Annotated in this window: 6 protein-coding genes; 5 read left to right on the top strand and 1 reads right to left on the bottom strand. The window is 65.5% G+C overall.

Annotated features, from left to right (window positions below; translation table 11 throughout):
• Positions 1-479 precede the first annotated feature (479 nt).
• Positions 480-980 (bottom strand): hypothetical protein, encoded by a 501-nt coding sequence (locus ACWIX6_RS11815; protein ID WP_448612622.1) that lies wholly within the window; start codon positions 978-980, stop codon positions 480-482.
• A 560-nt stretch (positions 981-1,540) separates the two neighbouring features.
• Between ACWIX6_RS11815 and ACWIX6_RS11810 the strand changes: the two genes are divergently transcribed.
• From ACWIX6_RS11810 to ACWIX6_RS11790, 5 genes are all read left to right on the top strand, one after another.
• On the top strand, positions 1,541-1,849 hold the full coding sequence (locus ACWIX6_RS11810; RefSeq protein ID WP_448612621.1) for a hypothetical protein: 309 nt from the start codon (positions 1,541-1,543) through the stop codon (positions 1,847-1,849).
• Positions 1,822-2,742, top strand: a complete 921-nt coding sequence (locus ACWIX6_RS11805) for a hypothetical protein (protein WP_448612620.1) — start codon at positions 1,822-1,824, stop codon at positions 2,740-2,742. The genes ACWIX6_RS11810 and ACWIX6_RS11805 overlap by 28 nt, the downstream gene beginning before the upstream one ends.
• A gap of 3,457 nt (positions 2,743-6,199) precedes the next feature.
• A complete protein-coding gene (locus tag ACWIX6_RS11800) occupies positions 6,200-7,321 on the top strand; it encodes a cyanobactin maturation protease PatG family protein (protein WP_448612619.1) in 1,122 nt (373 codons plus the stop codon).
• A gap of 322 nt (positions 7,322-7,643) precedes the next feature.
• A complete protein-coding gene (locus ACWIX6_RS11795; RefSeq protein WP_448612618.1) occupies positions 7,644-9,443 on the top strand; it encodes an IPT/TIG domain-containing protein in 1,800 nt (599 codons plus the stop codon).
• 2,667 nt (positions 9,444-12,110) lie between these two features.
• Positions 12,111-12,515, top strand: a complete 405-nt coding sequence (locus tag ACWIX6_RS11790) for a hypothetical protein (RefSeq protein WP_448612617.1) — start codon at positions 12,111-12,113, stop codon at positions 12,513-12,515.
• The last annotated feature ends 243 nt before the right edge of the window (positions 12,516-12,758 follow it).

Here is a 12,758-nt window from a genome sequence, read left to right as displayed (position 1 = left end):
CAGGAGGGCAACTTCAGCGACAGCCACCGCGCCAAGATCATCGGCGCGGTCACACCGTCAAGGGCTTATGGGAACCAAGGCGCAACTCCGCAAGGATGGTGTAACCCCGCAAGGGGCGAGCCGGTTCGAGTCCGGCATTCGGTGTGACCGCGCTTCTGTATCCGGCGCGGGCGCACCTTCCCCGCGTGAGCCGCCAAGACGCAGGGCGGCCGCCGGCACAGGCTGCGACTCATCGACGCGCAGAGCCGGCGATGGCCGATAGGGACTGCCCAGGGTTCGGTTGACCCGGTCGGGTGAGTGGATCTAGGCAGCGCGGGTTGGCCGGCGCTCAGCACGCTGACCGTGGCCGCGTCCGATGTCGTTCACGGCGGGAACTCACCCGGGGGACGTCAGACGACGACGGCTGACCGCCCGTCGGACCAACACCCCGAGAGCGACCCAGGCCAGCCCGACCAGCGCCTGGTCGGCCAGCTATACGCTCAGCGTGATGCCGACCGCGGGCCAGGCGAGCGTGGCGATCCCGGCGACGGCGCGGCCGCGGCGGCCCCGCGCTGTCCCCCGCGAGCGAGAGCGGCGGCGAGCACGAGCGCGGCCACCGCGGTGACGAGCTGGCCCAGCACGTAGACCGTCCATCCGGCGACGGCAATGTTCTCGGGCCCGCCCTGCAAGCCGCCGCCCACGACGAACTCGACCGCGACCCCCGTCCCGGCGAGAGCGAAGCCGGTGGCCAGGACGGCCCAGGCGATCCTAGTGCGGCGTCTCGTGGTGACACGAGCGGCCGCGACAGCCCCCGACGTCAACAGGAGCAGGGGGACCAGCATGAGCCGGTTCCAGCCGCCGTAGTCGAGCCCAAGCCAGGGGCCCTCCCAGGTCGTCATGACCCCGTAGCGGGCGGGAACCCATGCCAGCCCGCCAAGGCGGAGGAGGAGGGCCGGCGCCAGGGGCGCTCTCGTGACGACCTGGCGGTCGAGCACGCTCATGGCGGACATCTTGTCACTCGGCGCGCCCATCTCGGGGAGTTAGCGACGCGGACAGGTGTCGGTGACAGGCGGCGGCGTTCGTGGGACAGGTGCACCGGAGGACCCTCTGGCAGGTCGTTTCAAGACCCCTGAGGACCCGTGTTTTCCGCTCCATTGGTCGTGAATTGGTCACGCCCGGGCGGCTCCATTCGCCTGGTAGAGGTCCATGTTCGCCCACGCCCCAAGACCACAACGGGTCACGCGGCGAGTTCGACGCCGCGCCGAGCGGCGACCGCCGGCCGGCCGGGACGTACAAGCAGTCGCATACGACCGGGTGGACGCTCAGCAGGAGAGCCGCGTCAATGGGCATGGCCGGCGGATTGCCCCACAGCTGGGCGACCCGCCGGTTCTCGAACCAGATCAACGCAGCCGTGAAGGTGGCAACCAGAAAAGGCCGCGACCGGTGGGGTACGAGGAGGAGCACACGGCGGCGGCAAGCCGCAAGCGGTGCTAGGCGCCTAGGGCCATCGCGGAGGGTCACGCTCCGAAAAGCTGTCGGCACCCAGTGCGACCCTAAGGGAGTGACCTCTGCCGTCCCGCTGACGCAGTCACGGTTGGTGTCGGAGCTTCGGCAGGTAAGTCCCCGGCTGCGCGGAGATCTGCGCCTGCCGGCCCCGCTGCTGACGTTCTGGGACGCCGTCGTGATGACATGCGTCGTCATGACGGACGACAACGACAAGCGGCCCTGGAGCGACAGACTCGGTGACGTCCTAAACCAGATCTTGGGAAACCCTGAGTCGTTCGATCACATCGACCCGGAGTTCCTCGAGGCTTTGAACTACTTCGCGGGAACAAGGACGGTGTGGTCGAGTACTGGACCAAGCATCTGAAGCAGACGACGGCCCAGGATTTCCTGCAACGTCTGTTGGGCGCAGCGGTCTACTTTCGGCTCAAGCGGGCCCTGCAATCGGACCTCCGAGTCCTCGCCTTGGCAATGCGCCGGCTCAACCACGCGCTCTTGCCGTATGCCGTGGCCATCGAGGACGCAGCGAACGTTCTAAGCCCGGATCAGCTGTCGGCCCTGTCCGTCGAGAACTTCGGTCCCGGTCGAGCACTCAACATGTTGGTGTCGCTCGACGACTGGTTGCAGCAGGCGTTCCAGTTCGATCTGACTGAAGAGCTTCTGACTGTCCCCGAGGACGAGGGGCCGCTCACGCTGAAGGTGATCGAGGAGTCCATTGACAACCTTCGCCAGGTCGTCGCTGGCAAGTCCAAGGCAGTCCTTGCCGAGCTGAGCGATGTATGCGTCCGGAAGATGTCTGGCGCGCGGACGGTGCTCGAGGTCTCCGAGGACGGTGCCTCACAGGCTGCGAACTCGCTGATCGAGCTGATCGACCGCCTCATGCGGATGGCCTTTACGAAGGCTGAGGGTCTCGCCTGGGTCAAGGCCAACCTTTCCGACATGCCGTCCCTGACGTACGTCAGGGACGGGACAGAGATGCCGACTAAGCGCGGCGAGGCGATGTGCTTCGTGCACGCGGGCCGCCCGGTTGAGCAGCGCTCGCCATTCACCCTGTTGACCGGCACGGCCATCTCGGTGATTCGGACGGAGTTGCAGCACATCAAGCACGCCGACACAGGCACCCCTGAGGAGGTGCTCGCGACGCGGTCTTTGATGAGCGCTCTGGAGGGATGCTTCACGCTCGCCTTCAGCCTCGGTTGGGCTGGTGTCGAGGCTGCGGAGGTGGTCAAGCTGAAGCTGCGAATCGAGGAGACCTCGTAAGCAGCCGCTTCCCAACCGCGACGCCGGGCGGTCCACAGTTGCTTGAGGAGGCCAAGACCGTTCAGGTGCTTCCGATCGTTACGCTACCGCCCACACTGCCAGGGCGGCTGGTAGGGGTCCGCGCAGGTCCGCGGACGTTCATCTTCGCAGGTCAATTGAGGGTGCGGTCGTCAGCGAACCTCTGCGGATGAGCCTGTACGCCGCGCTCTGGCCACCGTCGTGGCATCACGCGGAGACCGCTTAACCGACGCGCAGCGCGCCGGATCCGTGTCCTCAGCAGGTATGAACGTGAGAGGTCTCCCCCGCCCCCGGAACCGCAATTGCCATGGGCACCTCATCGCCGGCTACCCCCGCCACCGACGGCCGCGCCGTCGGGCTGCGCCGCTGGTCCACGCCGGGTGGGCGGGGCGGTCGGCATGGTTCTCGGCGGCATCTCTCGGTGCACTTCGGGGGCCCTGGCCGCGACGATGTTCGACCGGGCCGGCCGCGGCCCGTTCCAAGCTCATCAGCACACCGAACACCCGGCCTACCCCCCGGTGCCGCGGTCACCGGGGTGTATCCGACCCGTGGTCTGGCCGGCGATGAGGTCACCGTGCTCGTCCGCGGGTTCACCGGTGCCACTGACGTGAGTTTCGGATGGCAACGCGTCAACCCGAACGGACTCCGACGCGTTCGTCTTGGATTGGTGCCTCTGGTGGACGGGTGCCGAGCGTGCCGGTGGTGCAGCACGTGACGCCGCTGCAAGGGGTGCCGGGGGACCGGATCCTCGTCACGGGTACAGGCAACGGCGGCGTCACCGATGTGCGGTTAGGCGGGGCGAGCGGAACGCTCACTTTCGCCACATCGAACGTCGAGTCTTTGGGACCCGCACCGAAGTCGTCGAATACGTAGTCGACGGACATGCCTGGGACGGGCAGTGCCCCGTTGTGCACCACGCAGGCGTCCGCAGTGATCCTGAACGCCGTGTCACCATGTTTGGATTGGCAATTTCGAAAGTGCATCACTCGGCCGCCACTGTCCAGAGGGCTGCAAGCGGTCATGACGGCGAGCTTCCGCTCATTCTCGACGAGGTAAGTACGAACAGTTCGCGCCGCAACAATGTGCTAGTAGCAACGAGAAGGGTCAGAGATGCAGACTCCATAGCAGCAGTAGGGATAATCGGCGGGGCACGGCGTTCCGCAACCTCCACAGTTCCGCGAGTCAAAGTGCGTGTCTACGCATACCCCGCTACCGGTGGCCTGATTCCAGCAGTTTGTTCCATAGACGCACTGGGCACAGAACCCCGGTATTGCTGGCCCGTATCCGCTACTCGTCTCGCAGCGCGCCGCCGACGCCGCCGACAACCCCTTGCTGGTCGCGTTGTTGCATCTGCCCTGCTGCCAAAAGGACTGAAGATTAGGGTCCACCACCTGCTGGACAGTGCCTGCTCCGCCATACTTTCCTCTGACATAAGCAATCGCCTCGGCTTCGCTGGAATGTTTGACCAGCATCGTGTCAGCGCATCCTGTAGAGGTGGTGTATGCGACGACCGAGTCGGTGAGGGGTGCGCAATCAGTAGTGCCGGGGGTGCACCTGCCGGGCGTGCGCGTTGAAACCCAGCCCAACGGGGAGAGGTACACTGGTTCGGGGCACTCCTTGCAGAGGCCACCGCAGTTTATTTGCCCGGACGGACAGGCGCACACTCCGGACTGGCAGGTCATACCACCACGGCACACGGTCGTGCAGTTGCCGCAATGCGCGGGATCGGTCATTCCGTTGTAGCAGGGACTGTTTGGGCCGGGCGGGCATTCTTGCTGCGGCGGTGGGCACTTGCATTCACCGTCGATGCATTGCCGGTCGGCGGGGGCATCGCCTTCCGCAAGTCTTGCAGTTGTTCTCATCTGTTTGCAGGTCGACGCAGACGCCGTTGCACTCGTGCAATGGGCAGACACAGTTCCCGTCGCGGCAGACCCGTCCGCCGGTGCACCGGGTGCCGCATGGCTCGGGTCCGCCGCAGTGCTCGGCGTCGCTAAGTCGGTCGACGCACGCACCGTTGCAGTTGGACATGGGGTCAGGGCACATGCAGGCACCGTCTTGACACCCGGTCATCTTCGGGTCACTGCAGGCTAGCCTGCACTTACCACAATTTTTTGTCGGTCTGAAGGTCGGCACAGTAATTGCCACAGTCGGTGTACGGGGAATCGCAGAGGCACTGTCAGTTTTCGCAGTGGCGGCGCTCCGCGCACGCGGTAAAGCAGTCCCCGCAATGGCGGCGGTCGTCGGCCAGGTTGATGCACTCACCCCCGCAGCAGCGCGGGGAGCCGGGCGGGCATTCGCGCCCGCAGCCACCACAGTGCCGGGAGTCAGACAGTGGTCGAACACAGACTCCGTCGCAGCATATTTCTTTGGGCCCGTCGCAGCACGACACCATCACGTTCTTGGTGGTGCAGTCGCCTTCTTCTACGCAACACACCTGCGTACACATCCTGCGGCAGGTATTGTCGCAGTCATTACAATAAATGTACTCACATGTTCTGCGTTCCGCCGGGGGGGGGGGGGGGGGGGGGGCCACGCGGCAGACGCAGCAGGCGACGGGCCGCCCGTCGGCCGGTTCACGGTGACGACGCGGACGAAGTCGGCTTCGCGCAACACAACGGTTTCGTTCAGTAGCCGGGGAAGCGTGAGCATCTCGGGCGACCTCCGTTCCCGACTGCAGGCCGAATCCGATCAGTCGTAACTGCCGGTCAACGGCGCGGCCTTGAAGCAGAACAGATTGGTGGTACCCACCAGCGCGTGGTACCGCTCGAACATCTGCGTCTGTCGGTCAGGTACGGTGAATCGGACGGCGACCACCCGGTGGCCGCTCCGAATCGAGTCGCCAGGAACTATAACCCACCGGCGATCGGATCGTAGAGCGGTGAGGCAAGCTCACGACAGGGCCCTTATGCCCCCTCCATGTGGCGCGCGGTCGTTCGACCTGTCCAGATGCTGTCCATAGAGCCCGGGCGACCACCACCAGACTACCTCACCAGGGTCGTGCGCATTCCATGCCTGGGTGGCGACAACGCTGGCGGACGCGCTGAAAACGGTGGCCCGGCTCCTCGCCAGCGGCACGGCGCTGGCGCTGCATGAGGCATCATCGGCAGCGCCGGGTCGACGACCTTTCCGATGTGGGACTTACGCATATCGCACTTCGTCGCTACTGTGCGGCGGCATGAACCGTCAGGGGGCCGACGACCGGGAGCACCGCAAGGCAAGGTCGAACGCACGTCACCGAGCTCGGCTGCCCCGCTTCGTGGTCGACCAGCCTGTGGGCCTGGGTGATGTGGTGAAGCGGGTCACGACGGCGGTGGGGGTGAGGCCGTGCGGCGAGTGCGAGCGGCGGGCCGCACGCCTAAATGCGTTCATGCAGTTCACGCCACGCTCCTAAGGGCGCGTGCAAGGACATCATCGTCGTCGCGCGCGGCAGGAGGACCAAATGTCTGACCCGACGGTGGCTGGTTCGACCGGCGCGGCCGCAGAACTGACCCCGCTCCCCTTGATCATGTCCCAACCGACGAGCGGACCGCCCGGTGCCGGGCTTCCGGGAGCTCCGGCTCCCCACGTGCACCCGGCTTCCGCACCCGCAGTCACCGGTAGCCCCGGAGTCGCGTGCGCCACCTGCGGGCAGCCAACTGGAATTCAGGGCACGACTGCTGCACAGGCCCAGGGACTCGGCACGGACTGGCCCGCCGCGAGCGGCCCGCTACTTGCCGTCGGTCGCCTGCGCGCGCACTTTCCCACCCTGGGGTTGCAACGCGAGTATGCCGAGGCCGCCGGAGTGGACCCCGACGCGATCGTCACGAGCCGGGACCTTCGGGACGTCCTCGCCGATTCCGACAACCGGTATCTCGCGCGGCAGGTGTGCTGGACGTTCGCTGTCCAGTCCGTCGACGTCTGCCAGGTGCTGCCACGCCACGACGCCGAGCTCGACGAGTTGATCGACGCGCTCGGCCCGGACAATGAGGGCACCGTGCAGGTCCTCATCGGCGAGGCAGCGTCCCGAAACACTTTCGCTGGCTGCTGGCTTCCCGACCTTCCCGGCGTGGCCACGATCCAAATCCTCTCGTTCGGCCTGAACGAGTTGGTGACCAGCCTCGGAGAGCAGCACGACCAGCGCAGTCAGACCACCTTGGACCATGTCGAGGAAGATCCGACTGGTGACGTCCCCCCTTTGAGCGACACTGCTTCCGGCGCCGGCGCCGGCGCCGCGGCCAGGACCGGGGACGACCCCCGCTGGCAGAGCGTCATCCGGGAGACCTTCCTCCGGCTAACCCAGCGTAGCGGTGCGACCGGCTTCCGCGACGAGGACCGCGCCCGCAACTACGTTGCCCTCAAAGACCCCGCCATCTACTCGCTCATTTGGACCGCCCTTCAGGACGGCAAGAGCCTCGTCGAGGTCAGCGCTCGCCGCCTGACGCGCGCTGGACGCCGCATGGTCGCCGTTCGCCTGGCATTCCGGCACCGGCAAACTCAGGTGATCGAGCGGTACGAGCGTCTTGTGGACACGCAAGACACATTCTGCTTCGCTGTCGGAGCCCTTAACCCCGTCTACGAGTGAGCGGTTCCGCCGGAGGTCTCCCGGGGGAGGAACTCCGCGCCATTGTAGTGCCACGACTCTTGACGATAGCGGCTACTCGAGGGCGGGATGCGGTTCGTCTTGTGCCAACCTCGACGGCCGCCCTCTCCGTCGGCGGGAATGAGCTAGCGCGAGATCTCCTAGCACGTGCGCCTCAACTCCCTCAGTCATATGGCCGCTGCAATCGGCTGCCCCGACTGAAAGGCTCGGCTCCGGAAGAATTTGGCTAACCTAGCAAGCCGCAACAGCCCCGCGTCAGCCGCTCGGCGGACCTCGCTCAGTAGGGAACCGAAGGGAATCGCAAATGTCGTGCGATCCAATCGACGGCCAGGGCCGCAAGTATTTGGCCGAGGGTATTTGGAATGCCGACACCACGCTCCAGGTCCGCGGCGGGCAGGGCATGCACTTCGAGATCACGAACGCCAACGTTGTCGGCACCACGGTGAAAGTCCGCGCAGACACCGGGGAGGAGAAGTCAGCACTGCTTCCGCTGCCCGGCATATCGGTCGACTTCGTGTTCGCCCAATTCGGCACCGAGCCGAAGACGTGGACATTCAGCATCTCCACACAGTCGGACGCGTTTTTCGTTAGCTGGTGCCTGTGGTCCACGTGGGTTCCGACGGTTCCGGTGGTGAACGGTGTGTCCCCGAACAGCGGGCTAGCGGGCACCACCGTCACCATCACGGGCATGGGGCTGGGCGGAGTCAGCACCGTGCGGTTCGGCGGCACGTCGGCCGCAGTCACCTACTACACGGACACTGAGATCGACGTGGTGGTGCCCGCCGGGATGGGCACCGTGGACGTGACCGTGAGCACCCCCGCGGGCACGTCGGCCATCACCTCGTCGGGCCAGTTTTCCTACATTCCGGTTCCCCAGGTGACCGCAGTCGTCCCCACCCAGGGCCTCGCCGGAGACACGCTCGGCGTCATCGGCGGCGGTTTCCTCGGTGCGACCGACGTTAGTGTCGGGCCCCAGAGTGTCAACCCCGACGTCCTCAGCGACACGGAATTGAAGCTGATTGTGCCGCCTGGAGCCGGCACCGTCGACGTGACCGTGGCAAACCCGGCAGGCATTTCGCCGGTCACCGCGACCAGCCACTTTACCTATCTGGAGGTTCCGCAGGTCATGAGCATCAGCCCGGCGGAAGGGCTTCAGGGAGACGTGGTGACCGCGACAGGCACAGGGTTCAACGGCCTCGTCAACGTCAGTTTCGGCCCGATGAGCGTTTCCCCGTTCAACGTCACCGACACGGATTTCCAAGTGAACGCGCCTAGCGGCTTCGGCGGTACCGTGAATGTTACCGTCACAAACCGCGCGGGCACATCCCCGCTCACACCGGCGGGCGAATTCACCTACCTAGTCGCCCCGACTGTCACCGGCGTCAGTCCTAGTCAGGGTGTGGCTGGCAATCCTGTCGCCGTAACCGGATCCGGATTTACCGAGCCGCTCAGCGTGAATTTCGGCTCGGTCAACGCCATGGCACTCTCCGTTACTCCCACTCAAATCCAGGCAAACGCGCCTGACGGTTTCGTAGGTACTGTCGACGTCACGGTGACGACACGCGCGGGCACGTCCCCGATTACTCCCGCGGACGAGTTCACGTACCTTGCCGCGCCCGTCATCACCGGCGTCTACCCGAATCGGGGGACGCCCGGCACTCTCGTTACGATCTACGGCACGGGCTTCTCCGGCCTGGTCAACCTTAGTTTTGGCTGGCAAAGCGTCAACCCAGTCGGTGTCGCCGACACTGAAATCCAGGTGTACGCGCCCAGCGGGTCCGGGACCGTCGACATCACCGCGACCACCGCCGTCGGCACGTCCCCCATCACCCCAGGGGACGAGTTCACCTACCTGAGCCCACCCGTGATCAGCGGCGTATATCCGAACCAGGGCAGCGCCGGAACCCTCGTCACCGTCTATGGCAGCGGCTTCACCCCGCTGGTCAACATCAGTTTCGGCTGGCAAAGCGCCAACCCGGCCGGCGTCGCCGACACTGAAATCCAGGTGTACGCGCCCAGCGGCTTTGGCACCGTCGACATCACCGTCACCACCGCCGTTGGGTCCTCCCCTATCACGGTCGCCGACGAGTTCACCTACGTGTAAACCCATCGGACCTCAGCGGCGATGCGCACCGCCGGCGCCTGTTGACCCCACTGCGGTCGCACGGCGCCTCGCGCCGCTTGACCCGGAAGGCTGCCATGACGCTAAGCCTGCCGCGGCGACTCACCGAGTTCCCGCCCGTGGCAGGGACCTGGGACAGCGGTTTGGCGCCACGTATGCCGTCATCATCTCCACTTCGGAGACGGATGTAAGGTGGTCGTACGACCCAGCTCCGGTACGGTTGACATCCCCGTTAGCACCCCGACAGGCACGGCGGCGCTAACCCTGGCTGACCAATTCACCTACATCCCCATTCCACAGGTGAATGCGGTGATTCGGAGTCAGGGCCTTGCCGGGGACGCGCTGACCATCACGGGCACCGGGTTCACTAGCGCCACGCATCGTGGCGTCGGGACGCAGATGCCCAAGAACACGAGGATTAGCAATACGCAGATCGGGTACGCCGTGTCAGCAGGGGGTGGAACAGTGGACCTTACCACCACTATCCCGGCCCGCACTTCCGCGCCTACTGGGGCTGGCCAGTTCGCCTACCTTAAGGTCCACGGTCATCAGCGGGGTGAGCCCCGTGCAAGGGCTGGCTGGGGATTTCGCGGTCGCGACCGGCACTGGATTCGCTGGCTCGTCGACTTTAGTTTTGGGCCGGTCAGTGAGTCTTTCGTTGCCGTTATCGGCGCGCGAATACAGCTACATGCACCCAACGGAGTCGTCGTCGGCACCGTGGATGTCACGGCCACGAGCCCAGCCGGAACGTCTCCAGTCAGCGACGCAGAAGGGTTCACCTACCTGTCTTCGTCGGTCATTCAGACCGTATACCCAAACCAGGGCATGCCCGGGGCACTTGTCACCGTCTTCGGGCCAGCGTTCACCCCACTGGGGGCCCTCGACTTCGGCTGGTCCAGCGTGACGCCGGTCGCTGTCGCCGCCACCGAGGTCCAGCTGTATGCGCTCAGCGGCTTCGGCATGGTGAACATCACGGTCACCACCTCAGCGGGCAAGTTTCAGGGCACTGCGGCCAACCCATTCACGTACTCTGCCTCCGCTAATCACTTGGGGCGTATAGCCAAACCGGCGGATGCCCGACACACTGGTCACCGTGTACGGGTCAGCGTTCACCACGCTCGTGGACCTCAGGTTCGGTTGGCAGAGCGTGACGCCAGTCGCTGTAGACGACACCGACACCACGGTGTTCGCGCCCACCGGCTTCGGCATCGTCGACCGCACCGTCACCACCGCCTTCGAAGACTCCCCGGTTCCCCCTGCTGATGAGTTTTCTATGGCCAACGTCAGCAAAGCCCCCGCGGGCGGCTTGATTCCGCTCATCGCGACGGAGTGCTCCGGCTCGACTGGGCAACCCGCGTGCATCGGTCTCCCATCAAGTCTCAGGAAACGGCCACGATGTTAGCGCCACCGCGACTACTCACGGACCTGCCTCAGCAAAGGGCTGACCGGGTGACCGTCGTCGCCACAGCGCCCCGTCTGGCCACCGCGTTTGAAGGCTATGGGGCCGACGTCCTCCGCGCAGGCCCCGTGGAGCACCCTTATGAGCCATCGTACCGTAGGGAACGATGCTGGCAAAAATGCGATCCCGAGTGCAACAATTGTCGCAAATCGTGCATTCGTCACTGCTGCAGACCCGAAGGTGACTCCGAGTACTGCACCAGTGAGCCCTTTTCCATGGCTTGCTGCTGGCACCACGATTCGCCTGATTGTTGCGGCAACAAGTGCGTCAACTTTCGGTCTGATGCTTTGCATTGCGGATCGTGCGGCAATGCCTGTCCTCTCGGCTGGCCATGCTGCGACAGGCAGTGTAAGGACGTGGCTAACGACCCTGCGAACTGCGGCGGCTGCGGCACCATTTGTCCCCCCGGAAAGCTCTGCGAGGGAGGCAGCTGCGTCTGCCCTCAAGGGCTCACCGACTGCGGCGGAACTTGCGTTGATCTGTTTACCGATGCTGGCAACTGCGGCTTGTGCGGAACCGTCTGCACAGGCGGCTCGTCCTGCCAGGGCGGGATCTGCGTCTGCCCGCCCGGCTTGCTCTACTGCCGTGGGGACTGTGTTGACCCCCTCGCGGACGATCAAAACTGCGGCTCGTGTGGCACCGCCTGCACCGGCGGCAAGACATGCCAAGGTGGTGTCTGCGTCTGCCCCGCGGACGAGCCGACGGACTGCAACGGCAAGTGCGTCGACCTGCAGACCAACAAGCGTAATTGCGGGAATTGTGGCATCGCCTGCACCGGCGGACGAGTATGCCAACGAGGAATGTGCGTATGCCCACCGGACCGGCCTACAGTTTGCGGCGATATCTGCGTCAATCTCGCCTCCGACTCAATCAACTGCGGCGCCTGCGGCCGGGCCTGCACCGGCGGGAAGACCTGCCAAAACGGGACGTGCCTCTGTCCCCCCATACCGGGCCAGATGGACTGCGCCGGAGAGTGCAGGAACGTCCGCGAGGATCCCGTCAACTGCGGGACGTGCGGCAATGTATGTCCCGCGGATCGTCTCTGCCTCAACGGCTCCTGCCAGTGCCGTCAGCCGCTGATCGACTGCCAAGGCACCTGCCGGGACCGGCTCGGCGACCCCAGCAACTGCGGATCCTGCGGGAACTCCTGCCCGCCCGGCTGGGCCTGCTGCAACGGCGTCTGCAAGGACATGACCAGTGACGCGATGAACTGCGGCGCCTGCAACAACGCCTGCCCCACGGACTGCGCGGGACAGCGCCGCTGCTCAGTCGGCCAATGCACTCAGCCCCAGGAATTCGTGATCTTCGTCGGCACGGTCACCGGCTGCGCCGTCGGCAGTCGGGTGTACGCCGCTCACGATGCCGCCTCCGCGATGACCTGCGCCAGCAAGGACTACCCCGCCGGCGGAGGCTGGCGGCTCAGCACCGTCCCGCCTGGCAACTGGCCGTTCTGCGTGCGCTGCCCCGGCCGCCCGCCGCTCGGCGACTACGTTTTCACCGGTTATCAGCCCGCCTTCTCCGCGCAAGAAGCTCAATCGTGCGTACAGATGCGGAACGGCGGATGCGCGGTGTCCATCGGAACGTTCAACTGCTGACCGATCACGGCTCATCAGGCCGATCTTCGCCGAAGCGCAATAGGGAGGTCCAAGGCCATGGCGTGCGCACCTGTGGACAGCCGAGGCTGCTGTGTCCCGCGTACTGTGGCCCGCCGATCACGCTCTCCAGCGATCATCGCGCCGAGCATCGCCCGCGCCGACGCCGTGTTCAGGCTGGAGAGGCCACCGACCTGAGTTGATGCTGGCGTCCTCGAGCATCAACTCCGGTCGGGTGATCTCCCG

The sequence above is a fragment of the Modestobacter sp. URMC 112 genome (assembly GCF_053502575.1).
Note: the sequence above shows the minus strand (reverse complement) of the source record. Positions and strands in the feature narration are given on the sequence as shown.

Excerpts from the sequence above, each read along its gene's own strand:
- ACWIX6_RS11815 (WP_448612622.1), bottom strand. The coding sequence starts at position 980 with ATGAGCGTGCTCGACCGCCAGGTCGTCACGAGAGCGCCCCTGGCGCCG.
- ACWIX6_RS11800 (WP_448612619.1), top strand. The coding sequence starts at position 6,200 with ATGTCTGACCCGACGGTGGCTGGTTCGACCGGCGCGGCCGCAGAACTG.
- ACWIX6_RS11795 (WP_448612618.1), top strand. The coding sequence starts at position 7,644 with ATGTCGTGCGATCCAATCGACGGCCAGGGCCGCAAGTATTTGGCCGAG.
- ACWIX6_RS11790 (WP_448612617.1), top strand. The coding sequence starts at position 12,111 with ATGACCAGTGACGCGATGAACTGCGGCGCCTGCAACAACGCCTGCCCC.